Annotated in this window: 25 protein-coding genes and 3 pseudogenes; 16 read left to right on the top strand and 12 right to left on the bottom strand. The window is 50.4% G+C overall.

Annotation, left to right across the window (positions count from 1 at the left end; all coding sequences use genetic code 11):
• Positions 1-129: 129 nt before the first annotated feature.
• Positions 130-351, bottom strand: coding sequence for a hypothetical protein (locus tag DXB00_RS01060; RefSeq protein ID WP_118728876.1), 222 nt, complete (start codon positions 349-351; stop codon positions 130-132).
• A pseudogene (locus tag DXB00_RS01055) lies at positions 348-785 on the bottom strand (DUF4316 domain-containing protein); the annotation flags it as partial. The gene DXB00_RS01060 and the pseudogene DXB00_RS01055, both read right to left, overlap by 4 nt.
• Here DXB00_RS01055 and DXB00_RS01050 point away from each other — a divergent pair.
• Entirely contained in the window at positions 672-1,280 is a 609-nt protein-coding gene (locus tag DXB00_RS01050) for a recombinase family protein (RefSeq protein ID WP_279220764.1), read from the top strand. The pseudogene DXB00_RS01055 and the gene DXB00_RS01050 overlap by 114 nt on opposite strands.
• A gap of 13 nt (positions 1,281-1,293) precedes the next feature.
• Positions 1,294-1,725 carry a hypothetical protein gene (locus DXB00_RS01045; protein WP_118478214.1) on the top strand — a complete coding sequence of 144 codons (432 nt, stop codon included), beginning with the start codon at positions 1,294-1,296 and terminating at the stop codon, positions 1,723-1,725.
• Positions 1,726-2,099: 374 nt separating this feature from the next.
• Here DXB00_RS01045 and DXB00_RS01040 read toward each other — a convergent pair whose 3' ends face one another.
• The 7 genes and pseudogenes from DXB00_RS01040 to DXB00_RS18050 all read right to left on the bottom strand — a co-directional run.
• Positions 2,100-2,348: a hypothetical protein gene (locus DXB00_RS01040; RefSeq protein ID WP_118728875.1), complete on the bottom strand. Its 249-nt coding sequence runs from the start codon at positions 2,346-2,348 to the stop codon at positions 2,100-2,102.
• 14 nt (positions 2,349-2,362) lie between these two features.
• Positions 2,363-4,060 carry a recombinase family protein gene (locus tag DXB00_RS01035; protein ID WP_118728874.1) on the bottom strand — a complete coding sequence of 566 codons (1,698 nt, stop codon included), beginning with the start codon at positions 4,058-4,060 and terminating at the stop codon, positions 2,363-2,365.
• Positions 4,023-4,253, bottom strand: a complete 231-nt coding sequence (locus tag DXB00_RS01030) for a helix-turn-helix domain-containing protein (protein ID WP_015540908.1) — start codon at positions 4,251-4,253, stop codon at positions 4,023-4,025. Before DXB00_RS01030 ends, DXB00_RS01035 begins: the two co-directional genes overlap by 38 nt.
• 90 nt (positions 4,254-4,343) lie before the next feature.
• A complete protein-coding gene (locus tag DXB00_RS01025; RefSeq protein ID WP_118145877.1) occupies positions 4,344-4,529 on the bottom strand; it encodes a hypothetical protein in 186 nt (61 codons plus the stop codon).
• Positions 4,530-4,544: 15 nt separating this feature from the next.
• Positions 4,545-5,834: a plasmid recombination protein gene (locus tag DXB00_RS01020; RefSeq protein ID WP_118145875.1), complete on the bottom strand. Its 1,290-nt coding sequence runs from the start codon at positions 5,832-5,834 to the stop codon at positions 4,545-4,547.
• A gap of 372 nt (positions 5,835-6,206) precedes the next feature.
• Entirely contained in the window at positions 6,207-7,571 is a 1,365-nt protein-coding gene (locus DXB00_RS01015; protein ID WP_199697235.1) for a DNA primase family protein, read from the bottom strand.
• Between the two features lie 423 nt (positions 7,572-7,994).
• Positions 7,995-8,192, bottom strand: a pseudogene (locus DXB00_RS18050) (CHC2 zinc finger domain-containing protein); the annotation flags it as partial.
• Positions 8,193-8,414: 222 nt separating this feature from the next.
• On the opposite strand from DXB00_RS18050, the gene DXB00_RS16865 reads away from it, so the two are divergent.
• From DXB00_RS16865 to DXB00_RS00975, 7 genes are all read left to right on the top strand, one after another.
• Entirely contained in the window at positions 8,415-9,527 is a 1,113-nt protein-coding gene (locus DXB00_RS16865; RefSeq protein WP_243001756.1) for a DUF6076 domain-containing protein, read from the top strand.
• Positions 9,520-10,434 (top strand): hypothetical protein, encoded by a 915-nt coding sequence (locus DXB00_RS01000; protein WP_118728873.1) that lies wholly within the window; start codon positions 9,520-9,522, stop codon positions 10,432-10,434. Before DXB00_RS16865 ends, DXB00_RS01000 begins: the two co-directional genes overlap by 8 nt.
• A 35-nt stretch (positions 10,435-10,469) precedes the next feature.
• On the top strand, positions 10,470-11,642 hold the full coding sequence (locus DXB00_RS00995) for a hypothetical protein (protein WP_118728872.1): 1,173 nt from the start codon (positions 10,470-10,472) through the stop codon (positions 11,640-11,642).
• Between the two features lie 16 nt (positions 11,643-11,658).
• Entirely contained in the window at positions 11,659-12,336 is a 678-nt protein-coding gene (locus DXB00_RS00990; protein WP_117554470.1) for a response regulator transcription factor, read from the top strand.
• Positions 12,329-13,228, top strand: a complete 900-nt coding sequence (locus DXB00_RS00985; protein ID WP_118169680.1) for a sensor histidine kinase — start codon at positions 12,329-12,331, stop codon at positions 13,226-13,228. The genes DXB00_RS00990 and DXB00_RS00985 overlap by 8 nt, the downstream gene beginning before the upstream one ends.
• 135 nt (positions 13,229-13,363) lie before the next feature.
• The gene (locus tag DXB00_RS00980) at positions 13,364-14,035 is read left to right on the top strand and encodes an ABC transporter ATP-binding protein (protein ID WP_006858253.1); all 672 of its coding nucleotides are present in this window, start codon (positions 13,364-13,366) and stop codon (positions 14,033-14,035) included.
• A 15-nt stretch (positions 14,036-14,050) separates the two neighbouring features.
• Complete coding sequence (locus tag DXB00_RS00975; protein ID WP_118615336.1) at positions 14,051-16,696, top strand: ABC transporter permease; 2,646 nt, start codon at positions 14,051-14,053, stop codon at positions 16,694-16,696.
• A gap of 51 nt (positions 16,697-16,747) precedes the next feature.
• Here the strand turns inward: DXB00_RS00975 and DXB00_RS00970 are convergent, their stop codons facing one another.
• Both DXB00_RS00970 and rlmD read right to left on the bottom strand, forming a co-directional pair.
• Entirely contained in the window at positions 16,748-16,993 is a 246-nt protein-coding gene (locus DXB00_RS00970) for a DUF6061 family protein (protein WP_021683568.1), read from the bottom strand.
• A gap of 24 nt (positions 16,994-17,017) precedes the next feature.
• Complete coding sequence (rlmD, locus tag DXB00_RS00965; RefSeq protein WP_119214407.1) at positions 17,018-18,652, bottom strand: 23S rRNA (uracil(1939)-C(5))-methyltransferase RlmD; 1,635 nt, start codon at positions 18,650-18,652, stop codon at positions 17,018-17,020.
• A 144-nt stretch (positions 18,653-18,796) separates the two neighbouring features.
• Between rlmD and DXB00_RS00960 the strand changes: the two genes are divergently transcribed.
• The 3 genes from DXB00_RS00960 to DXB00_RS00950 all read left to right on the top strand — a co-directional run bounded on the left by DXB00_RS00960 (position 18,797) and on the right by DXB00_RS00950 (position 21,012).
• Positions 18,797-19,021 (top strand): hypothetical protein, encoded by a 225-nt coding sequence (locus DXB00_RS00960; protein ID WP_118728868.1) that lies wholly within the window; start codon positions 18,797-18,799, stop codon positions 19,019-19,021.
• A gap of 186 nt (positions 19,022-19,207) precedes the next feature.
• Positions 19,208-20,074 carry a class I SAM-dependent methyltransferase gene (locus tag DXB00_RS00955; RefSeq protein ID WP_118728867.1) on the top strand — a complete coding sequence of 289 codons (867 nt, stop codon included), beginning with the start codon at positions 19,208-19,210 and terminating at the stop codon, positions 20,072-20,074.
• Positions 20,075-20,160: 86 nt separating this feature from the next.
• Positions 20,161-21,012: an energy-coupling factor transporter ATPase gene (locus DXB00_RS00950; RefSeq protein WP_118728866.1), complete on the top strand. Its 852-nt coding sequence runs from the start codon at positions 20,161-20,163 to the stop codon at positions 21,010-21,012.
• Between the two features lie 22 nt (positions 21,013-21,034).
• On the opposite strand, the gene DXB00_RS16860 is transcribed toward DXB00_RS00950, so the two are convergent.
• Positions 21,035-21,193 carry a hypothetical protein gene (locus DXB00_RS16860; RefSeq protein WP_243107130.1) on the bottom strand — a complete coding sequence of 53 codons (159 nt, stop codon included), beginning with the start codon at positions 21,191-21,193 and terminating at the stop codon, positions 21,035-21,037.
• On the opposite strand from DXB00_RS16860, the pseudogene DXB00_RS16855 reads away from it, so the two are divergent.
• The 4 genes and pseudogenes from DXB00_RS16855 to truA all read left to right on the top strand — a co-directional run.
• Positions 21,149-21,495, top strand: a pseudogene (locus DXB00_RS16855) (ATP-binding cassette domain-containing protein); the annotation flags it as partial. The gene DXB00_RS16860 and the pseudogene DXB00_RS16855 sit on opposite strands and share 45 nt — an antisense overlap.
• On the top strand, positions 21,469-21,906 hold the full coding sequence (locus tag DXB00_RS16850; protein WP_330427907.1) for an ATP-binding cassette domain-containing protein: 438 nt from the start codon (positions 21,469-21,471) through the stop codon (positions 21,904-21,906). The pseudogene DXB00_RS16855 and the gene DXB00_RS16850, both read left to right, overlap by 27 nt.
• Complete coding sequence (locus tag DXB00_RS00940; RefSeq protein WP_243107119.1) at positions 21,869-22,702, top strand: energy-coupling factor transporter transmembrane component T family protein; 834 nt, start codon at positions 21,869-21,871, stop codon at positions 22,700-22,702. Before DXB00_RS16850 ends, DXB00_RS00940 begins: the two co-directional genes overlap by 38 nt.
• A gap of 137 nt (positions 22,703-22,839) precedes the next feature.
• Entirely contained in the window at positions 22,840-23,616 is a 777-nt protein-coding gene (gene truA / locus DXB00_RS00935; protein ID WP_243022601.1) for a tRNA pseudouridine(38-40) synthase TruA, read from the top strand.
• Positions 23,617-23,648: the final 32 nt, after the last annotated feature.

Below are 23,648 nucleotides of genomic sequence, written 5' to 3'. Positions count from 1 at the left end.
GCCGATACCCAAACCGGGCATCGACAGAGCTCTTGGTTCGTTTTCCGGGCATTCAAACAAGTGCCGAAATCGACACTTATTTCCGCGCTAAAGATGAAACCACGCAGGGAATACAAGCACTTAGGCTGGTCAATTTGCGCCGCTCTGAGGCTTGCAATCACAGGCTTTTTCGACCCCTAACTGTCTACACCTCGATGCCTTGCGTGAGAAGTGCGGACAGGCGATGAGATCCGCGCGGAAGCTCTGCTTGCAGCTATGGACGCAGCGGACGCAGAAACGGTTATACTTCCGGCGTCCGCTGTCTACTATGAAGAACGACCACTCCTGCCGCCATTTCTGACTTCTGCTCACAGCTCAATCTCTCCTTTGTTCTTTTTGGGAGAGCAGCATTCCTCCTGCTTTTCTGCCTTTGCAGACTTGAGCCTGTCCATGATGGAGGACTTCTCACCGGTTTCGGGGGCTTTGACCTCTGCGGTCTTGTCCTCCTTCAGACCGTTGTTGATGATCCCATCAATCATGCCGTAGTCATCCTCCATCGACATCTCCGCCGCCTTGAGGTAGTTTTCCTTCTCAAGAGCCACCATCCAACTTTCCTTGCTGATACCGAGCATTCCGCCCTTTGCCGCATGATCGGCAATCTCCTTTGTATCCACGCACAAGCCCTCGGTGTTATCCGAATAGAGACGGTAAACCTCGCAGCCCTTTTCCAAAGCCTTCTCAGCCGCTTCCTGTCCAGCGGGAAGAACGCCAGCCCATGCGTAGCCGTAGTCCTTCATGTCATTGAGCCGACCGAGGCAAGAATTGTTGCGTACATCTATGAAAGCTGCTTGGAGGGCGCAACCCCGGCAGAAATCGCCGCTGCGCTGACGGAACAGGGTATCAAATCTCCAATGGGGAACGATCTCTGGTCTGCCAGTACTGTCCGCAGCATCCTCCGAAATGAGAAATACTGCGGTGATGCTTTGATGCAGAAAACCTATACCAAGGATTTTCGCACCCATAAATCTGTCAAAAATACGGATTTGAATATGTATTTCAAGGAAAATCACCACACAGCGATTATCAAAAAAGAGGATTGGATCAAGGTACAAAAGTTGCTGTCAGAGCGGCACAGCACAGCCAAACGAGCTACATTGCGCCGTCTAAGCAATCGCTTCGTCGCATACCGCGTGAAAGATGGTCTTTTCAAGGGCTATCTGATTATGGATTCCCGGTGGTCTTTTATGGAGCGTCAGGAGTTTATAAAAAACGTGGATGAGGCGCAAAACACCATGAAATGAAAGGATTTTAACTATGAACTTTGATTTTTCCGCTTTGAACTTTGAAACCATCGACTCCAACATCAACGCCTACCCGGATATATTCCTGAATCAGAATGGCGTGACCATCACCAAGAAGGTGCTTGAGGACTTGGGCTATCCCGCCTTTGTTTTGTGTCTGCTGGATGCGAAAGCGAGGGTATTTGCGATCCGTTCCTGCAAGAGCAACGAACCGAAGGGCTTCAAGTTCTCCAAGCCGAGAGGCGAACAGAAAGGTGTTGTTACTATCTCCAACAAGAATCTGCTTGACCCGCTTCGCGCTGTCACCGGCGAGGACTGGATTCCCGGCAAGCGTTACAAGGTGCGCGGTTTCTGGGTTGCCGACGCAAAAACCATGTGCTTTGACCTCAATGAAGGGGTCCAGGAGGACTTTCGCCCTGTTACGCCGAGCAATGACGCAGAATAATCCCTGATATTCAGGGAGAAAAGGGAGAGCAAAAGAGCGGCGGCAAGCCGCCTGAGCGAGAAAGCCACCTCTCCCTTTTCTCCCTCGCTGCGGCTATGGAAACCGTGGAAAACCGCAAGCGGTTTACGCACCGTTCCCACAGCCTGCGCTCACTCTCTTTTTCCTCTCTTGCTTTCTCCCTATACAAAGATAAGTGTCCATTTTCTATCCCGAAAACGCACAGTCGCCACGACGAACAGAGGGCAGCGTGTCAATATGGCAAAGAAAAGCAAACGGCACACAGGCGGTTTTATCCTCAAAAAAGCCCCGAAGCACGACAAAAATAAACCCAGCACCACGCCGTTTGACGTGATGCTGGGTTTTTAGCCGTAAACTCACTCTGATATTAAGCCAAAATGCCGCAGCGCATCCTTGATCGCCTCAACCTTTTCAGGCGGACAGGGATGATACTCATGTTTTCTCTGTTCAACAGCATTCGGTGCTTTGTGCATATCCAGTCCGACCATACGCTTGATCTCTGCAATATATGCCGTATGGACTTTGAAGCCGTACTTCTCCTGCACATACTCCTGAATACGCTTATAGGTCGGATGCTCCTTGACCTCGCCGGTTTCCACTTCCATTCTGACCTCAACCGTCAGTGGATTTGTTCCCGTGACAAGAGGGCGACCGTCTCAACAGTTGTTTCAGTTTCCAAGGGAAGTTCTTTCACTTCCTCACCATCAACAGGCACAGGAAAATTGAATACGATCTTCTTTATCCAGCTTCCATCTTTCCTTTTCTCCGGGAACATCTCAATTCGCTCGATAAAGGCCTTCATAAACTCCTTCTGCTCCGCTTCCGTTGCGGAATGGTAGACTTCATCAAATGCCAGTAACAAGCGATAGATATTGTCACCGGAAATCTTCTCCTGCTGTATGTTGCGGATCTGACTTTGCAATTCGCCAATCTGAACTTCGATTTCCTCTATGGTATCATACTGCTCATCATAGCGGCGCTGCAAGTCTAAAATCTTTCTGTCATAGTGGACATCGTTGATGTCCAAGGTATCCATCTGACGCTCCAAGCGACTTTTCGTTCCAAAGGCTTGCTTTAGCTGCCCTTGCAGAACGGCGATCTGCTTTTCCATATCCTCTGTATCAACCGCCGTTCCGATTTTCGCTTGAATCGCTTCCACAAACCGGGGATTGTTAACCATAGCAGAAATAATCTTCGCCACAAATTTATTGATTTCCGTCTGCTCGATATTCAGACGGAAGCTGCACTCATGCCCGGTAGGTGTAACCGTATTTTTGCAGTAGTAATAATACCGTGTTTTTTTGTCCTTGCTGTGCGCCTTGGCGATATTGCCGTACATACTCTTACCGCAGCATGGGCATTTCAAGATACCGGACAGGATGTGTGCATGGTCTGGATTGTTGACCTTTTCCCGCTTGAAAGAATTGATCTTGCGCTTTTCCTGTGCCAGATGCCAATCTTCTTCGGAAATGATAGCTTCGTGCTGTCCTTCATAAACCGGGAACTCCGACTGCTCAACCACGTGCATCTCGTTTCTTGTACCCTGTTTCTTTTCTGTTCTTCGTCTGCCGTAAGCAATCTTTCCCATATAAACAGGATTGTACAATACATTTTTCACAAAATCTCTTGAAAATCCCGGAATGGTATTATTCTGTCTTAGTTTCTTTACATAACCATTGCGGTTCAGATATTTTGCAACTCCAGCAACGCCCTCGTTGGTATGGATGTAGCGGTCATAAATGACACGGATTACTTCCACTTCATCCTCTGCAACAACAAGGTTTCCGTCTTCCAGTTTGTATCCATAGGGAGCGAAACCGCCGTTCCATTTGCCCTCACGAGCCTTTTGCTCCCGTCCTGCCATTGTCTGTGTGCGGATATTTTCTCGCTCAATCTCTGCCACCGCAGACAGCACAGAGATCATCAGCTTTCCGGCATCCTTGGAGCTGTCAATGCCGTCCTCCACGCAGATCAGGTTGACACCAAAATCCTGCATAAGCTGCAAAGAGTTCAGAACATCCGCCGCATTTCTGCCAAATCGGGACAGCTTAAAGACCAGCACATAAGAAACATCATCTTTGCCGTCCTGGATATCGTTCAGCATCCGTTGGAAGTCCTGCCGCCCTTGGATGTTCTTGCCGGAAAATCCCTCGTCAGAATACTCCCCGGCAACGATCATATCCTCGTATGCCGCATACTTCCGTAGCTTGTCACGTTGGGCATCCAAACTGTATCCGTCAACCTGCATCGAGGTGGACACTCTTGTATAAAGATAGCATTTAAGTTGTTTCTTTTTCAGAATCTCCACCTCCCTCATTCCTTCCTTTTACCATAAGTCCCTCGTTGCGGATATAATACTCCAAAAGCCACAGCACATAATCCGGTGCATGGCGGTTGTCCAATTCCCATTCAGTCATAGTCCGGTAAGGAATATGGACGAGCTTGCAAAAATCTTTCCGGTTCAGTCCTGTGCTTTCACGCAACTTTATAATTCTGTTTTTACAATCCATCCGTCTTTTCTCCACAAAAGCAAAAAGTACACGTTGCGTAATCATTATAGCATAGCTGTAACGAATACGCAACGTGTAAATTGCGAGATTTTACGCAGCCTTATCCGTCAAAGGCTGTGCTTGATTACTTTCCTCGGAATGCTCCACTTCCTGCGGAGCGTCCTGTTCCAATTTATCCAAAACCTGATGTCCATATTTCTGGAGCATCTGGCTCATAACATCCACACAGCGGTCAAATGCCGCATTATATTTCGCTTCTTCATAATATTTCTTCAATAGGCGATTCCTCCATCAAAGTTCCATATCCTGTCCACGCTTCCGGGCAGGGTGTTCGTGTTCCTGTGTTTCCTTTCCTCTGATGAGGATAGAATTGATAAAAGCCCGAACCTTTTCGGATGCGATTTCCAGTGCATCCAGAAAGGGTTGGGCTTTCTGTTTGAGTTCCATATATTTTTCGCTTACCGCTTCATACCGCTGCTTCCAGATGGAAACCGTCTTTTCTGCGGAAGCCAATTTTTCTTTCAGTCGCTTGTTGTCAGCATTGGCAATAATACCATTGACCGCATAGTGTTTGAGCGTGTCGCATTCATCCGGAGTCAGCACAACATTGTTTCCGAATGTGGCTTTTTTGCCCATTGTTTCAATCTCCTGCACCGTCAGAGCAACGGTCTTTGCTGTTTTGGTTTCCTTTTGCAGAGCTTCCAGTTTCTGTTTCTGCTTCTCCGTGGCAGCTTTGGCATTCTCCAAACCCCGCTCCACCTGTGCCACCTGTCCGGCCACAGTTTCCAGCCGCTGCTGTTCTGCCTGCACCTTGAACTGGGTCACAGTCAGATGTTCCTCGGTGCTTCCACGTTCTCCACGCTCCAGATCGGTATATCCGGCAACTCGCATGAAATGAAAAAAGTCATCCTGCAACACACTGTAGGATGACCTCAAAATCTTTTTTCCTCTTGCGTTCAACATTGGATTACCGTCCTCGTCAAGCACCGGCTTGGACTCCCATTTCTTACTGCGGCTGACCTGTGTGATGACCTCCTTAACGGCTCCCCGGAGGGCTTCATCCTTGCATCGCTTCGACCAAAGGATCTGCTTTTCCACCACCGGGATATAAACCACATGAAGATGATAGTGGTACACATCCTCGCCCAGAGCTTCGGACATTGCCCGGTTGCGCTCATCGGCGTGCATCACAGCGGAGAGGATATACTGCTCACCGCCTACAATCTCCACGGCGGCTTTGTAAGCATCAGCATAAAACTGTTTTGCAAATTCATAGCCGCCATGATTGTAGAAATAAGCAGAGTTCACATCAAATACTAACTCGCCGTATTTGACGGCATCCGGTTTCAGACCTCTGGTGGAGATTACGCCGTCCTGTTCCATCTGCTCAAACATTTTTACATAATCGTCCGTGGGTGCTTTGAAATGAACGTTCAGAGAAGTGCGTTCCGGCACGATGTCCTGATTGCTGTAGCTGTCCTTTTCACGCTCATTGTGTTCCTGTACCTTAGCCACATCTGCCGGGGTTTCCAAGTCCTGATTTCTGGCTACGGTACGGTCTATTCCATCATTTCTTGCCATAGAATTTTTGTCCTTTCTTTGAGATTTGCAGACAGCGGAGAACTACGGAGAGGCACTTTTTCAAAGTGTAATAACCCACTATGACACTTTCATCCATACTGGCTGCAAAGTGCCGTGGGCTCTCCGAGGGCTCTCCCGAGGGGGAATGCGGTCACTGCGGTGACCTCTGCTGAACTGCCCGAAAACTGTCTGCATCGTTTTCTGTTGTTCAGCCGGGATAGCTGCTGTTTTGCGAAACACCACCCATCCCGGCGGCAGTGAAAATCAAATCTTTCACTGCAATAGAAACAGCCCAAATAAAGGAAATGAGCTGTTTCTATCACAAGCGTTTCACGCTCTTTTGCTGCGTACATACGTACCAGCCAATGGGATTTACTCGACCTGCCGCCATTCCTCCGGAATGTCCTCCGGTACGTACGTACACGGCGAATTTCCGTAAAACCCATTTATATGAGGTCTTGCCACAGCCTCCACACCCATAAATCCCCATACCCGCCGTCCGGCAGAGTTGGTGATGTTGTTGCAATGCTCCAGATTAAATTTCTTGGCATTGGCAATCATGGCGTCGCTGAAGCTACGGGCTTTCAGCGGAGCAAGGGAATTTTCCTCGCACCACATCCGGTAGATTTCATAGAAATCCTTGGAGCTGATGGAAGCATCCGCTTTCAATCGGATGTATCCCTCCGACTCCATGAAATCAAAGATATTGTTGTTGTCACGCTTGACCGCTTCCCGGTTTTCCTGGATACGGTCACTCTCCGTAAACTTAAAGTTGTTGGCAACAAGCCGCTGTAAGCCTTCAAATGCCCACAGGAAGATACCCTCGGCTTCAGCTTTCATCTTCTCTGCAAGGTCAGGATCATCGGCTCTGTCCATGGGCTTTTCTTTGGTGGTCAGCACAAGTTGTCTGCGGTAAAAACCGTCGCTGCGGTCATACAGAGCTTGCAGATCGCCGTTGCTGAATGCCAGCAACCGGGCAAACATCCAGCCCTGATAACTCTGCTTTCCCTTGCGTTCCAGATCCATCTTGCCCTGTGCAGTCACAATGGATTTTACATAGTTGGTCTGACGCAGAGCTTCCATCCGCATATCATCATCCACGCACAGCAGGATGTGTTCCAGATCAGCACGGGCGAAGCGGTTTTCGGAAATTTTTCCGATGCTGCCGTCTTTCATATTCGTGCCGAATATAGCGGACAGCACCGCACCAATTTGGGATTTGCCCTCGCCGCCGTTGCCTTTAATCACCATCATGCGCTGCCCCTTGTTGGAAGGAATCAGACAGTAGCCGAAAAACTCCTGCAAAGTGGGGATGTCCTCCGCATGGAGCAGCCCATCCAGAAATTTTAGCCAGGTCACAGGTGTAGGTGCATGAGGATTGTAAACAACAGGCAGACGGTTTCGCACGATAGCCGGTCTGCCCTTGGTAAATGTGCCGTTCAATAGCAGCGTACCGTTGGACAAATGAATCCGATCCTGCTCCGGTGGAAAGTCCGGCACTTGTGCTTCCAGTTTCAGCACTTCCAGAATGTTGGTGATCTTCCGGGGGATATTGTTTACGGCACAAAATTTCAGCTTGTCGTAAATCTCCCCACGCAGTGGGAGATCGTCCGTCACTCGACCATCGGGCGTAAAAAAAGCTCCGTTTGCGAAGATAATTCTGCGCTCATGCAGAAATTCTTCACAAAACAGAGCTTCGTTGATGTTCTGCCCATCAAACCAGACAGGCAAATTCATATCAGGCGTTTTCCGGTTCTTCGCATGGTGCGCCACCTCCTTTTTCTTTCGTGTGATGTACTCTTGCAGAAAAGTAATTTTTCCCTCCTTCATCAGCTCGTCCACCAATGCCACCCGCTCTTCCAGATCACCCACGGTCAGCACATCTGCCATATATTCGATAGGACAGTGCATCTGGCAGGCTTCCACAAAACGATCATCCAGAGCCTCCTCCGGTGTTTTGGGTGCATACCGCACTTTCCAATCTTCCAGCAGATGCAGATAATCCGTCAGCACCCGGAAACACAGCATTTCATCCTCCCGGAACTGACGGATATAAGGACGCTTTGGCTTGGCCATAGCTGCGGCAGTGGGCGGTTTCGGGTCAAGTCCGAAGTCCGAAGCCAGCTTTTGCGCTGCTTCATAGCTGCTCATATTGAACAGCCTTGCCACAAGGTCGATCACATCTCCCTTTGCTCCACAGCCAAAGCAGAAAAAATAGTCCTCATTCAGCTTCAAGCTCGGATGCCTGTCGTTGTGGAACGGGCAGCAAGCCATGCCGTTGTGGCTCACTTTCAGCCCGTAGTGTTCGGCGGCTTGCTTGACGCTGATTGCCGCCTTGATGGTTTCATAGATTGTCATAGAAAACCCTCCGTTCATAATATTCTGGAAAGCACGAAGCACCCGCCGTGATTGGCAGGTGCTTCGCTCCTTCTATTATGGTTATGACGGATTTTTCAAAAAACAGGCTAATGGCAGGACAATCCTGTTTCAAAAAACAGGACAACTTATTGATAGATGTAGATTTCTTTACATTAGCATGATACAATTAAGAAAGTGAAAAAACAGGACAGGAGGGTAAGCATGAACCAAGAATTGATGACATTGGACTTCTGGCAGGATACGGTCATATATGAGGGCAAAACATTCCCTGTCGGCACGCTTGCCTGTGATGCGCTGAATGTTCCTGCGGATACTATTACAAGAATGAACGAGCAATGCGAGAAAATCAATCTGCTGCTCGGGATGCTGAATGCCGGACAGGATACTTCTGCACTCTTTCCTATGGCAAAGGAAGCTGCATTGACAATGTTAGAGATTCTCAGCAAAACGCCGCCGTTCTCCTATATGGATATACCAAAGCACAGGGAACGGATAGAAAAGGTTTTTACTGCGGACAATGCTCTGAAATATGTGGAGTTCGCCATAAAAGCCGTAACCAATTCTTTACCGTTCGAAGAAGTTCCAAAATATGCTGATGCGGTGATGCTCCAGCGCTATACCGCTGTATGCGGGCATCTGGCATACTCTCTTGAGGAATATCAAAAGGCAATGCTTGATTTTGCAGAAAAATCAGACGGCAACGAGGCAGACCGCACAGCGGAGGGCTTTGCAAAAATGTTCGGCAGCTATTTCCCGCCTAAGTTCTCTATCACAGAGGGCAATGCCTGGATGTCTGTTGCAAATAACTCTGTTCAGTATGTGGCTACCATCCGTCCCGGCGAGGACATAGCGAAGCTGGTCAAGCGGATGCACTATGTATCCTTTGTGGGAATGTTCCGGTCTGATTTCTTTGAGGGTTTGTGTGTGGGTCATGCACCGAAAAAATGCCGGATCTGCGGCAAATGGTTTCTGACCACCAACGCAAGGCACACCAAATACTGCGGCGGTTATGCGCCGGGGGACAAGCTGCACCGCACCTGTCGGCAGATCGGCAATCTAAAAGGCAGAGAACAGCGGGAACTTGCGGACGATCATCCGCTGAAACAGATTTATGAAAAGCGGCTAAATACCATAAACCGCTATGTGAAGCGTGGTACTCTGGACGCTGATCTTGCAGAGGTTATGAAGAAGCTGGCAAAGGATAAAATGCTCCGGGCATTGAGCAATGTAGCCTATGCCAAGGGCGATTATGAAAAAGAAATGGGACAAGGCGTATTAAGAAAAGAAGCGTTGGAAGGAAAAAACTATGATTAATGTGGATGCTATAAAAGAATTGATTGATCAAGCACCGGAAATCAAAACACTATTTACCACAGAGAGCTACCCAGGGGCTTCAATGTATGACTACAATACTGGAACGCATAAAACATCCAGCATAGATCTGCAAACCATATATAAGAATCCAGTCTTTTTGCAGTGGAAAGACCGAGTGTGTTTTGAACTTGCCAAAATAGAAGGTGACGCATACATTGACGAAATAATTGCATTGTCATCCCATTTTACCGGATGGGATGACAAAACACGATTTGACAAATTAGAGTCAAAATTATATGTATTGAAGGATCATTTGGACGAATACAAAGAAGATTGTAGTACTGCACAAATAGAAGATGATAGCCGAATACCCGAAAAAGAAATATGCGACAAAATGTTACGAGCACTTTCAAAGCTACAGCGTAATCACCACTACAACGCAGATAGTAGCGAAGATACAATGAATGATTATATTCGGGATATTTTGGGCGAGAGCTATTTCATGAAAGATCAAACAAGGCAAGGAGACTCAGAAAACGGTGACGAGGCTGGGGAGGTTGATATTCAGCTTTGTTATGATGGATTACCTGTTGTAATGATAGAGGGAATAAAGGTATCTTCATTGGAAAGAGAGCGATTAGACTCCCACATGAATAAAGTTCTTACAAAATACGACCCCAACGGTTGCCCGTACACTTTTTTGATAGTTTATACCACTGCCAAAAACTTCGATTTGGGTTATAAAAACATTTTCAACCATTTTGATAAATATTCCTACCCGTTTCCACGAGAATGTAGTCTTTTAGATGTGGAAACGGGATATGGAGAGTTGAAGCATGCTCAAATCATTTTGAATAGAAATGGTCAAAAAATCAGGGTACATATTTGGGCAGCACATATTGTTTGACTGAATAGATTTTGAAAGTTGAAAGAAGGTGCGCTATGCTGAATGATTTTACATGGAATATGACCGGATACATACCAAAACACCAAGTCAATCCGCACGATGACGGCATCATTTCCTATGTGGCAGAGCACATTTTCCAACTGGAACCGGAGCCTCCAGCGGTGGGCAATCTGAACGAATATATCCTGTCTGCCTTGCAGGAAAAGAATTTGATATATTTCTCATTCTTCCTACACCACTACGAGCCGCAGCTTAACAAGCGCATCAAAGACTTTCTCGGTGTGGATGGCGGCGATCTGTACGACACAGACCGATTTATAGATATAAAGCTCTCCTGCCGGGAGCAAATGCTCCAAAAGCTGATGGACTATGACCTTGCCAAGGGTGCAGAGTATGCTACATACATTTTCCCGTTCATCCGGGATGCTATGCTCCGTTTTCGCATGGGCGAAGAAAAATGGTCGGTGTCCTCTCTGACCAATTACAAAATGGTGCGGTCAATGGCTTGGCTGTACCACAATACCAAGGATGCGGTCAACGAATTTTCCAAGAAATACAACTGCGATCTTGCCCTTGCGGAAGAATATCTGAAAGTTGTCCGTGGAATCCGCAATCAGCAGCCTTTCTATGTCACAGACGAGGACGGCGAAGAAACAGGCGAGGATGTAGCCCTTGGTGATAGCTGGAACTATACCGATATCCTCTGGAACGGCATACAGGCAGAAAAGGTGCAGCGGGCATTTGAGAAACTGAATTATCGGGAACAGACCTTGCTCGAAAAACGGTTAGCAATTTGCATGACCTGTGGGCGTGTCAGTTCATGGAAAGACCGCCCCACCTTTGAAGAACTGGCGGTTATGTTTGAGGGCAGTACAGCCAGCGGTGCAGAACGAGCCTACCGAAAAGCAGTGGACAAGTTGACGGAATTGTTGGTTGCCGAGGGCGCAATCCATGCAGTCCGGCTAAAACAGAAATCCAAGATTAAGCGAAAAAAGAAAATCGCCGCCGCAATCTACGAATATCAGGCAGACTGCGACGGCGAATGGGGCGAAATATCATTAGATTTTGAGAACGGCAAGGCAGAGGTCATTTTGCTTGCCGATTGGGATACAGTGAAAACAAACAAATTTGCAAGCAGAGCAATCGCCTATCTTCTGAACTGTGAGAACGAAAAATTACCCAAGGAAATAATGGTGGCCTTTGAATAACGAGGGAGTGAGATACATGGAACAATTATTGATTATTGAAGATGATATAGGGTTGAATCAGGGTTTAAGTAAAGCACTGAAAGCAGATGACCGTCAGATCATTTCCTGCCAAGACCTAAAAGCGGCGAAGGAACAGCTTCTTTGCGGCGGTGTATCCCTGATCCTGCTGGATATCAATCTGCCGGATGGCAGCGGGCTCGAGTTGCTCCGGGAGGTCAAGGAAAACACACCCTATATTCCTGTTATTCTGCTGACTGCCAATGACACCGATCTGGACATCGTAGACGGACTGGAGAGGGGCGCTGATGATTACATTACCAAGCCCTTTTCTCTTTCGGTTTTGCGGGCAAGGGTGAATACCCAACTGCGAAAGCAAGCGTCAAACCATAAAAATGCGCCGTTCCATATGGATCTATTTCACTTTGACTTTGAGGCTATGACCTTTTATGTGGGAGATTCCAAAGTGGAATTGAGTAAAACAGAACAAAAATTACTGCGTCTGCTTGTTGAAAATCGTGGTCGAACCATGACCCGTGGAGACCTTGTCGACCGGATCTGGACAGATGGCGCAGAATATGTGGATGAAAATGCTTTGTCTGTTACGATCAAGCGTCTGAGGGATAAGCTTGGTGCACAGAAATACATTAAAACCGTCTATGGAATCGGTTATAGCTGGGTGACAAAAGATGAATAAAACCGGTATTGTGATCATACTGCTGTGTTTTCTGGCGGCGGCAGCTGTTGTGTTATGGGAGCGGAGAAAGACCAGAAAAACGATGGAAGAAATCGAAAGGATGCTGGACGCTGCCATGACCGGCTCCTTTTCTGAAACCAATTTTGATGAAAGCCAGCTGTCTGCATTGGAAACAAAGTTTGCGCACTATCTTTCCGCCGCAGAAGCATCTTCTCAAAACATAGCGCAGGAAAAAGACAAAATCAAAACCTTGATTGCGGACATTTCCCACCAGACGAAAACGCCGATTGCAAACCTGCTGTTATACAGCGAGCTTCTGATGGAGGAAACTCTGCCTGCATCGGCGAAGGCAAATGTGGAGGCGCTGTACAAACAATCGGAAAAGCTGCGATTTCTGATCGATTCTCTCGTAAAGCTTTCCAGACTGGAAAACGGGATCATTTCACTCTCCCCTCAGCAAGCAGCGCTGCAGCCGCTGCTTGAAAGCGTAGTAGAACAATATGCCGCCAAGGCTTCTGAAAAAGGATTGTCTTTGCGACTGCAAGATACCGATGCTTTTGCCGTATTCGACTTCAAATGGACAGCGGAAGCGCTGGCGAATATCGTAGACAATGCCATCAAATATACGGAGCATGGCACCATTACTATTTCTGCCGTAAGCTATGAAATGTTTGCAAGGGTCGATATATCGGATACCGGTTCAGGCATACCGGAAACTGAGCAAGCGAAGATATTTGCTCGCTTTTACCGCTCAAAGGCGGTTCAGGAGCAGGAAGGGGTCGGCATCGGCTTATACCTTGCCCGACAGATCATATCCGGTGAGGGAGGTTATATCAAGATTGCTTCCGTTCCGGGAAAAGGAAGTACATTTTCCATATTTCTGCCGAAATAACAACAATTCTATCAAAACTGTTAGATTTCATTTTCCGCCGGAAAGAATGTGGAAAGATTCCTATGCGATAATCTGTATGTATCAAAGGATGATTTCCTTTCATACATACAGATTTTTTCATGGAGGTACTCATTTATGGAAGTTTTACAGGCAAAAAACCTGAAAAAGATTTATGGCTCCGGCAATAACGCAGTTCATGCGTTGGATGGAGTTGATTTAAGTGTAAAGAAGGGCGAATTTGTTGCAATTGTCGGCACATCCGGCTCCGGCAAATCCACGCTGCTGCACATGCTGGGCGGGCTGGATCGCCCTACAAGTGGCACGGTCATGGTGGACGGACAGGATATTTTCTCCCTGAAGGAGGAAGCGCTGACCATCTTCCGCCGCAGGAAAATCGGCTTTGTGTTCCAAGCATATAATCTTGTTCCGGTGCTGAATGTGTATGAAAATATTGTTCTACCCATTGAGCTGGACGGTGGCAAGGTCAATAAGGATTTCGTACAGCAGATTGTACAGACACTTGGGCTGGATGATCGTCTGGATGCCCTGCCCAATCAGCTCTCCGGCGGTCAGCAGCAGCGAGTAGCCATTGCCCGTGCGCTGGCGGCAGCACCCGCTATCATTCTGGCAGATGAACCCACCGGCAATCTGGATTCCAAAACCAGCCAGGATGTATTGAGCCTTTTGAAAGTCACCAGTCAAAAGTTCGCCCAGACAATCGTAATGATCACTCACAACGAAGAAATTGCGCAGATGGCAGACCGCATTATCCGTATCGAAGATGGTCGGATCGTCTCCCAGAACTAACGGGAGGTGGCTACGATGAATGTCAAAAACAGAAAATGTATTCGAAAGCTCAGCTTAAAATCTCTTTATGCGAACCGTCGCCGCAATCTGATCGCTATTTTTGCCATTGCGCTGACAACGCTGCTATTTACGTCCATGTTCACCATTGTCTTGTCGTTGAACGCCAGTTATGAAACCTACCAGTTTCGGCAGGTAGGTGGCTATGCACACGGTACCTTTAAGGATGTTTCCCCCGAGCAGGCGGAACGTATCGCTGCCCACCCAAAGGTGAAGGCTGCGGGGGTACGGAAGGTAATCGGTATCACTGCGGAGGGTGTCTTTTCCAAAACCCCTGCAGAGATCAGCTACATGGATGTCAACTGCACTAAATGGAGCTATGCAACCCCTACTACCGGACGGATGCCCGAAAGCGGCAAAGAGGTAGCCATGGATACGGCAGCGTTGCAGCTGCTTGGCGTAACGCCGGAGCTGGGCGCCGAGGTCACGGTTTCCTATTCCATTACGGACAAGGATCAAACCGCCTTTACTGTAACAGATACCTTTACGCTGGTGGGCTATTGGGACTATGATGAACTAATGCCTGTTCATTACATCAACATCAGCCGTGATTACGCAGATGACATCGAAGCGCAGGCAGTGAAAACAGGTTTACAGCCTTTCCGCACCGATTTGAATGTCATGATGGCTTCCAGTACAAACATTCAAGGGCAGATGGAGCAGGTGGATACCGATCTCGGCTACACATGGGACAGCTATACCGATCCCAACAGCGTCCGGATCGGCGTCAACTGGGGATATACCTCATCCCAGCTGGAGTCGCATCTCGATCCGGAACTTGTGATCGCCATAGCAGCTTTTTTGCTGCTGGTGATTTTCACCGGGTATCTTATCATCTATAACATTTTCCAGATCTCTGTTGCGGGGGATATCCGGTTTTACGGGCTTCTGAAAACCATTGGCACAACGCCCCGGCAGCTCAAACGCATCATTCGCCAGCAGGCACTTCTGCTTTGTCTGATCGGCATTCCGGCGGGGCTGCTGTTGGGCTATGGCATTGGCGCTGTTCTGGTGCCTGTTGTCTTGCGCTCCACCCAGTTGGATGCAGGCATCACCACCATCAGCACTTCGCCTGTGATCTTTGTTGGCTCCGTGCTGTTTGCCCTGCTGACGGTGCTTTTGTCCTGCTCCAAGCCCGGGAAAATGGCAGCCAGGGTTTCTCCGGTGGAGGCTACCAAATATACAGATGCGATGCAGACCAAGAAAAAACAGCGCAGCACCCGGGGAGCGAAGCTCCATCAGATGGCCTTTGCCAATCTGGGACGAAACAAAAAAAAGACGGTGCTGGTGGTGGTGTCTCTGGCACTGTCGGTGACGCTGTTCAATGCACTGTGTGCCTTTGTGGGCGGCTTCAGCATGGAGAAGTATGTATCCTTCATGACCTGCGCCGATTTTATCGTCAGCACGCCCGACTATTTCCGTTACAACCCGGCAGATGAATTCATCACGCCGGAACAGATCGAAGAGATCGCAGCAAACACAAAGTCCAGTCTTTCCGGCACGGGATATGCTGTGCGAAAACCCGTATATCTTTGGATGACGGAGGATGCTCTGCGGCAGGACTATGCAAGGTACGAAAGTGCTGAGCAGTTGGACAGCCATATGAGCCGCATGGAGCACCGGGGCGATATGGTGATGGGAGATACCAGAATCGAGGCTCTGGATAACAGCCTGTTTGACAAGCTGCAAGTGTTCGACGGAGATATTTCTCCTATGCTGGAGCCAAACAATAACGCTATTGCCATTGCGGTTTCCTTAGATGACTACGGTAATCTGCCCAATCCTGAATACTACCCCAAGGTGGGAGACACGATCACCGCCACCTATGCGGACGATGTGAAATATATCGACAGCCGCACCGGGGAACTCCGCACCGAAGATACACCGGAGGAGTACTTTCAGGAAAAACTGTATGGAGCCAGAGATGTAGAGTACACGGTCTGCGCCTTGGTAGAGCTTCCGTATTCCATGAGTTATCGTTATGGTGGTATTGGATATGAGACAGTTTTGTCTGTGGATACCGCACAGAGGGACAGCGGCGGTGCGGCCATTCCGATGCTCTACCTGTTCGACACAGCAGACGACGCAGACGAGGCCGAAGCAGAGCAATATCTATCGAAGCTCACTGCCGGTGAGTTTTCACCCTTGATGTATGAAAGCAAGGCCACGGCTCGCTCTGAGTTTGCTCAGTTCCGGCAGATGTTCCTTCTGGTAGGTGGTATCCTCTGTGCTATCATCGGGCTGGTGGGACTCTTAAATTTCTTCAACGCCATGATGACCAGTATTCTTTCCCGCCGCCGTGAATTTGCTGTGCTTCAGGCTGTAGGAATGACGAACCGGCAGCTCAAAACCATGCTGATCTACGAGGGATTGTTTTACGCAATGTCCTCCGTATCGGCGGCCTTTATTCTGTCGCTGGCGGTGGGACCTCTTGCAGGAAAAATGCTGGGCAGTATGTTCTGGTTCTTTGAGTATCGATTCACCATTCTGCCTGTCCTGCTGACAATTCCGGTATTTCTTCTGCTGGGGTGGCTGATTCCTTGCATGATGTATGACAATGCAGCGAAATGCAGTGTTGTAGAGCAATTAAGGGATGCTCAATAACTGTTAAGCAAAAAACGGCCCTCTGCCAAGGAAAAGGCAGAGGGCTGAGTTTTAATCTAAGGGTTTACATTCAGTTACAGTTTTTAGATAAATTTCGGGATCACCGTTCAAGATCAAGTCTGCATATCCAACCGGATCATTGTAGATTAGATAATCCAGTTCTGACCGTTGATACATATTGTCAGCAACCTCATTCTCCACGGCGATGGTATCAATGGCAATCATGCTGCCATCTAAAAATTTCAGTTCCACACAAGCGGTATCCATGTTAAACTCACAAGAAATCAATCTATCCATAAGAAACCTCCATTTTGCGGGATGTTAGATCATCCCAAAATATTTGAATGCTTCTCGGATTGCTTTCTCTTTTTCCGGCGGACACTGGGGCTGTCTGGAATCCTCGGACTTCGGCAGATTATAGTTCTTACCAACCCCAATCCCACATTTTCGTTTAATCTGTGAGATATAGAGGTTGGACACCTTTAACCCGGTATGCTCCAACACATACTCCTTGATCTGCGGATAGGTTGCCCCATCCTGAAATTCGGACATATCCATATCTTCCAAAGAGAACTCAACCCGAATCTTTTTCGAGTCGACCTCACCCTTGGAAAGCAAGACAACCGTCTCCACATGAAAAGTTCTCGGGAACAGATCGAACGCCTGTGCTTTCTCAAGCGTGTAGCCTGCGCCGCACAGCTCCGCCACATCGCGCGCAAGCGTTGCCGGGTCGCACGAAACGTACACGACCTTAGGCGGTTGCATTTTAAGGATCGCGTCGCGTGCAGTCGCGTCCAGACCCTTGCGCGGCGGATCGACCACCAACACATCAATGCCGCGCTTAGCCAACCGCTGCGCCGCCTGACCCGCATCCGCACAAAAGAACTCTGTGTTCTCCATGCCGTTGCGGAGCGCGTTGCGCTTGGCATTTTCGATGGCCTCCGGCACGATTTCCACGCCAATGGCAGTCTTTGCGTGCTCGGCCAGCGCCAGCGTGATCGTACCCGCACCGCAGTAGAGGTCAAGCACGGTCTCCTCGCCGGTCAGACCGGCGTAGTCCACCGCGCACGCATACAGACGCTCGGCCTGCGCGTGATTGACCTGATAAAACGCCTCGGGCGAGAGCAAAAACGTGTGCCCGCACAGGCGGTCCTCCAGCATCGGCTCACCCCAGAGAACATCCGTCCGGTCACCCAGAATCACGTTGTCATCGCGCTGGTTGTGGTTGAGCAGAATACCCGTCAGCGACGGTGCTGCCGCGCGCAAACGCTCGACCAGCACGTCCAGCCCGGGCATTTTCTTGGTCGCGGAAATGAGCGTCAGCTGGCTTTCGCCGCTTTTTTCGCCCACACGAACATAAATATGGCGAATCGTGCCGCGCTTGCTCGCATAATCGTACGGCTTGACCGAAAATTCCGTCATCCATTCACGCACCACAGCGGCAATCTTATCTGCCGTCTCGGACTGGATCAAACACCTGTCCACCGGCACAATGTCGTGGCTGCGCGGACGGTAAAAGCCAGTAACGATGCTGCCCTCTTTGTCCCGTCCGACCGGATACTGCGCCTTATTGCGGTAATGCTCAGTCGTCGGCGCACCCGTAATGCCGAGCAGCTTTGCGCCGTCCTGACCGCCAATGCGCGTCAGCGCATCACGCACCTTTTTCTCCTTTGCACGCAGTTCTTCCCCGTAGGTGATGTGCTGATAACAGCAGCCGCCGCACTTGTCCGCCACCGGACATGCAGGCGCAATGCGCTGTCCCGACGGCACGATAATCTTCTCTACCCTGCCGAACGCCACATTTTTCGTCACCTTGACAATGCGGACATCACACTGATCGCCAACTGCCGTACGCGGCACAAATACCGCCCGGCCTTCGATCTTCGCAAACCCCGTGCCGTCCGCCGTGTAATCCGTAATCTGACAACGATACGTCTTATTCTTCTGCAAATCCATAAAAACCCCTCAATAGTGGAAAATTGAGAATGGAGAATGGAAAGTGAACTTCTCCCCTCAATTACTACTTCCTAATTACTAATTTTTATAATGGTATTATAGCACGAACTTCGGAGATACTGCAATCGAAAGGAGCGTGCAATTATGGTGCAGGACAGGAAAAAACAGGTCTCCGGCGAGATTCCCTTTGATTTTATGCAGGAAATGGGCCACAGTCCGCGGGCAATGGAGCAGTTCTTTGATCTGCCGTATCAGGCGCGGCAGGTGCTGACCGATGCGGTATGTATCTCAGACGAACCCGAGGAACGCCGCGCGACGGCTCTCAAGTCGCTTGCAAACGGCGGCGAAGGCTTCTGCGAACGGTTCTGACTGCTTTTCCCGCTCGAACGGCTGTACCTTACGGTGCAGCCGTTTTGCTGTATTCGCCAAAATACGCTGTCTTGACACCTTTTATTTCTAATCGCTTTTCATTGCGTTAGTGCATATTTGGTGGTAGAATAGATACTGAATTATTGTGTAAACAACTACTTATATATAATGTAATGGAGAATATTTATGTGGATCGCAGATCATTGGAAGGACTACGCCGTGCTCGACTGCGGCGGCGGTGAAAAAATTGAACGATGGGGCAATCAGATTCTGCAGCGCCCCGACCCGCAGGCTATCTGGCCGCGCGACAAGGACTGTAAGGTTTGGAACAAGCCAAACGCCATCTATCATCGCTCGAACGCAGGCGGCGGCAAGTGGGAAATCCGCAAGCTGCCCGAGCAGTGGGCTATCCACTACGGTGATTTGACGTTCCAGCTCAAGCCGATGAGCTTCAAGCATACCGGTCTGTTCCCCGAACAGGCTGCCAACTGGGATTTTATCGACAAGATGATCCGTCACGCAGGCCGCCCGATCAGCGTGCTCAACCTGTTCGCGTACACCGGCGGCGCTACGCTTGCGGCGGCAAACGCCGGCGCGTCCGTCTGCCACGTTGACGCATCCAAGGGCATGGTGCAGTGGGCCAAGGAGAACGCCGCGTCCTCCGGTCTGAGCGACCGCCCGATTCGCTGGATCGTGGACGACTGCAAAAAGTTCGTGCAGCGCGAGATCCGCCGCGGACGCAAGTACGATGCGATTATTATGGACCCGCCGAGCTACGGCCGTGGTCCGTCCGGCGAGACGTGGAAGATCGAGGAGGACGTTGCCGACTTCATAGACCTGACCATGGGCGTGCTGAGCGACAAGCCGCTGTTCGTGCTCATTTCCAGCTATTCCACCGGCCTTGCGCCGTCTGTGATGAGCTATCTGCTCGGCATCACCGCCGGCAAGCGCGCCGCCGGCAAGATTGAGGCGCAGGAGCTCGGCCTGCCGGTTGAATCGACCGGTCTGGTGCTGCCGTGCGGCTCATCGGCACGCTTTATCGCCGAGGAGTAAATCACAGCACCCGCCCTACGATATTTTATTTATCCGGTGCATATTGTACCATCAACCCTTTGAAATCTACCGAAGGACGAAAATAAATGAGTGAAATCATCAAAACCGAAAACCTGCAGTACGCCTACCCGGCCGAGGACGGACAGCTTTCCGTTCCTGTGCTAAAGGGCGTAAATCTTTCCATCCGGCGCGGCGAGTTCGTCGCGGTGCTCGGTCACAATGGCTCGGGCAAGAGTACGCTCGCCGGCTGCTTCAATGCGATCCGTCTGCCGACCGGCGGCGTATGCTACGTTGACATGATGGACACCCGCGACGAAAACAACACCTACGATGTGCGTAAAACCGTCTCGATGGTATTCCAGAATCCGGACAACCAGCTTGTCGCCACCGTTGTTGAAGAAGATGTCGCATTCGCGCTGGAGAACATGGGCGTGCCGCCCGAGGAAATCCGCAAGCGCGTTGACGATGCACTGCGTGCCGTCGGCATGTACGAATACCGTGCACAGGCGCCGCACCGTCTGTCCGGCGGACAGAAGCAGCGAATCGCAATCGCAGGCGTTATCGCCATGATGCCGCGCTGCGTTGTACTCGATGAGCCGACCGCCATGCTCGACCCACAGGGCCGCCGTGAGGTCATGAATGTTGTCCGTGAGCTGAACCGCAAATTCGGCATCACCGTTATCCTTATCACCCACCACATGGACGAGGCCGTACAGGCGCAGCGTGTGGTTGTCATGCACAAGGGCAACGTGCTGATGGACGGCACTCCGCGCGAGATCTTCACGCAGGTGGACAAGCTGCGCGCGGCTTCCCTGACCGTACCGCAGACCATCGAAGTCCTGTACGACCTCGATCAGCAGGACGGCGAAAAGCTGCCGATCGACGCACTTTCGATCGAGGAATGTGCAGATATTCTCGAACAAGAATATTTGAATTGATTATCCGAAGGAGAATCTTATGTCAACCATACTTGAAACGAGGGGCTTGACGCACGTTTACGGCGCAGGCACCCCCTTTGAGCGTGTTGCGCTTGACCATGTTGACCTGAAAATCGAAAAAGGCGAAATTCTCGGTGTGATCGGTCACACCGGTTCGGGCAAGTCTACGCTCATTCAGCACTTGAACGGTCTGCTACAGCCGTCCGAAGGCGAGGTCCTGCTCGATGGCAAGTCCATCTGGGATGCCAAGGGCAAGTGCAGCCGCGAAACGCGCTTCCGCGTCGGTCTGGTGTTCCAGTATCCGGAATACCAGCTGTTCGAGGAGACCATCGCAAAGGATATCGCCTACGGCCCGACCAACATGAGCTGCCGCAGGCCGAGATTGACGAGCGCGTGCGCGAATCCATGGCGGCAGTCGGCCTTGCACCCGAGCTTGCCGACCAGTCTCCGTTTGCGCTGTCCGGCGGTCAGAAGCGCCGTGTTGCCATCGCAGGCGTTATCGCGATGCGGCCGGATGTGCTCGTGCTCGATGAGCCGACCGCGGGCCTCGATCCGGCGGGCCGTGACGAGATTTTTGAGCTGGTCCGCAGCTACCACAAGCAGTCCGGCGCGACCATACTCATCGTGTCCCACTCGATGGAGGATATCGCACAGGTTGCCGACCGTCTGCTTGTGATGAATCACGCCAAGGTGCTGTTCTGCGACACGCCGCGCGAGGTTTTCTCGCACGCGGACGAGATCATTGCCGCAGGACTGGACATCCCGATGATCACCAAGGTCATGCTTGAGCTGAAAAAGCGCGGTCACGATGTTGATACCTCGGTCTACACCGTAGCGCAGGCAATGGATGCCCTGCGTGCCTGCAAGTGGAAGGAGGCTGCTCACGAATGCTGAGGACATTACCCTCGGTCAGTTTTTTCCGGGCAACAGCGCGGTGCATCGTCTTGACCCGCGCGTAAAGATCGTGCTGACGGTGGCATTCATCGTGCTGCTGTTTCTCGCGCAAGGCCCGGTTTCCTATGCGCTGATCATCGCATTTCTTGCCGTTGTCATCGGTATTTCGCGTATTTCGCCCAAAATGGTGCTGCGCGGCCTCAAGCCGATCCTGTTCATCGTTATCTTCACAGCGGTGCTCAACCTGTTCTATACACCAGGCACCTACATTTTCCAGTGGCACTTCCTGCACATCAGTGTGGAAGGCGTTAAGCTGGCCATTTTCATGGTACTGCGCCTGATGCTGCTCATCATCGCAACATCCATGCTCACCTACACCACCTCACCGATTCAGCTGACCGACGGACTCGAGCGTCTGCTTTCTCCGCTCAAAAAGCTGCACGCGCCGGTGCATGAGCTGTCCATGATGATGTCGATCGCACTGCGCTTTATCCCAACCCTTATCGAAGAGACCGAGAAGATTATCTCGGCACAGAAGGCGCGCGGTGCAGATTTTGACTCCGGCAACCTGATTCAGCGTGCCAAGGCCATGATCCCGATTCTCGTGCCGCTGTTCATCTCGGCGTTCCGCCGTGCAGACGAACTCGCAACCGCCATGGAGTGCCGACTGTACCGCGGCGATGTTGGCCGTACCCGCATGCGCCAGCTGAAGATCGCCCGCGTAGATGTTTGCGCTTTATTGTGGGTTGCGGTTTTGTTCGCAGTTGTTATTATACTCAAGCATTTTGGCCTTTGATAATTGAAAATTGATAATGGAGAATTGCGGTATCGCATAAAGTGCGATTTATTATAATCGGCGCTTTTGCACCGCACCTTCATTTTCCATTTTTCCATTCTCAATTCTCCATTCACGACCCACTAAGAGTAACTGAAATGATGAAAAATATTGCAGTAGTGCTGTCTTACGACGGCACCCACTATAACGGCTGGCAGATTCAGAAAAACGGTCCTTCGATTCAGGAGAGTATGGAGGACGCGATTTTTCATCTGCTGAAGCAAAAAGTTCATGTTTCCGGTGTCGGACGCACGGATTCCGGCGTTCATGCCCGCCGGTATGTGGCAAACTTCCACGCAGACTGCACGATCCCGATGGACCGTCTGCCGTATGCGCTGAGCAGCTTTCTGCCCGAGGATATTGCGGTTTCCGGCGCAGTCGAGGTTCCCAAGGACTTCGATGCGCGCTTCAACTGCACCAAAAAGGAATACGCCTATTATCTGTTTCCTTCCACCCTGCGGGACCCGTTCCACGCGCGGTACGCGTATCGGTACAATTATCCGCTGGATATTACAAAAATGCAGGAAGGCGCACAGTATTTTGTCGGCAAGCAGGACTTTGCATCCGTGAGAAGTCAGGGCACACCGGTCAAGAGCACGGTTCGTACTATTTTCTGGTGCGAGGTGGAGCCGGTGGATGACCTCATCCGCATCCGCGTCTGCGGCGACGGCTTCCTGTACAACATGGTCCGCGCGATTGCAGGCACGCTGACGTATGTCGGCGGCGGCAAGCTAGCGCCCGAGCAGGTGCGCGACGTACTGCTCGCGTGCGACAGAGAGCAGGCCGGACCGACCCTGCCTGCCTGCGGTCTGTTCATGAACCGCCTGTGGTACGACGATACACCCGAACTGGACAGATTCCGCCTGTCGGACTGACAGATTTCAAGTTTTATTCACATTTTCACCCA

Source organism: Butyricicoccus sp. OF10-2, assembly GCF_003481925.1.
Classification (GTDB): Bacteria; Bacillota; Clostridia; order Oscillospirales; family Butyricicoccaceae; genus Agathobaculum; species Agathobaculum butyriciproducens.
The sequence above is the reverse complement of the archived record's forward strand: the minus strand, read 5'-3'. Positions and strand labels throughout refer to the sequence as shown.

Coding starts and splice junctions, on each gene's coding strand:
- DXB00_RS01045 (WP_118478214.1), top strand. CDS start 1,294: ATGAACTTTGATTTTTCCGCTTTGAACTTTGAAACCATCGACTCCAAC.
- DXB00_RS01040 (WP_118728875.1), bottom strand. CDS start 2,348: ATGGAAGTGGAAACCGGCGAGGTCAAGGAGCATCCGACCTATAAGCGT.
- DXB00_RS01035 (WP_118728874.1), bottom strand. CDS start 4,060: ATGAGGGAGGTGGAGATTCTGAAAAAGAAACAACTTAAATGCTATCTT.
- DXB00_RS01030 (WP_015540908.1), bottom strand. CDS start 4,253: ATGGATTGTAAAAACAGAATTATAAAGTTGCGTGAAAGCACAGGACTG.
- DXB00_RS01020 (WP_118145875.1), bottom strand. CDS start 5,834: ATGGCAAGAAATGATGGAATAGACCGTACCGTAGCCAGAAATCAGGAC.
- DXB00_RS01015 (WP_199697235.1), bottom strand. CDS start 7,571: ATGAATTTGCCTGTCTGGTTTGATGGGCAGAACATCAACGAAGCTCTG.
- DXB00_RS16865 (WP_243001756.1), top strand. CDS start 8,415: ATGAACCAAGAATTGATGACATTGGACTTCTGGCAGGATACGGTCATA.
- DXB00_RS01000 (WP_118728873.1), top strand. CDS start 9,520: ATGATTAATGTGGATGCTATAAAAGAATTGATTGATCAAGCACCGGAA.
- DXB00_RS00995 (WP_118728872.1), top strand. CDS start 10,470: ATGCTGAATGATTTTACATGGAATATGACCGGATACATACCAAAACAC.
- DXB00_RS00990 (WP_117554470.1), top strand. CDS start 11,659: ATGGAACAATTATTGATTATTGAAGATGATATAGGGTTGAATCAGGGT.
- DXB00_RS00985 (WP_118169680.1), top strand. CDS start 12,329: ATGAATAAAACCGGTATTGTGATCATACTGCTGTGTTTTCTGGCGGCG.
- DXB00_RS00980 (WP_006858253.1), top strand. CDS start 13,364: ATGGAAGTTTTACAGGCAAAAAACCTGAAAAAGATTTATGGCTCCGGC.
- DXB00_RS00975 (WP_118615336.1), top strand. CDS start 14,051: ATGAATGTCAAAAACAGAAAATGTATTCGAAAGCTCAGCTTAAAATCT.
- DXB00_RS00970 (WP_021683568.1), bottom strand. CDS start 16,993: ATGGATAGATTGATTTCTTGTGAGTTTAACATGGATACCGCTTGTGTG.
- rlmD (WP_119214407.1), bottom strand. CDS start 18,652: ATGGATTTGCAGAAGAATAAGACGTATCGTTGTCAGATTACGGATTAC.
- DXB00_RS00960 (WP_118728868.1), top strand. CDS start 18,797: ATGGTGCAGGACAGGAAAAAACAGGTCTCCGGCGAGATTCCCTTTGAT.
- DXB00_RS00955 (WP_118728867.1), top strand. CDS start 19,208: ATGTGGATCGCAGATCATTGGAAGGACTACGCCGTGCTCGACTGCGGC.
- DXB00_RS00950 (WP_118728866.1), top strand. CDS start 20,161: ATGAGTGAAATCATCAAAACCGAAAACCTGCAGTACGCCTACCCGGCC.
- truA (WP_243022601.1), top strand. CDS start 22,840: ATGATGAAAAATATTGCAGTAGTGCTGTCTTACGACGGCACCCACTAT.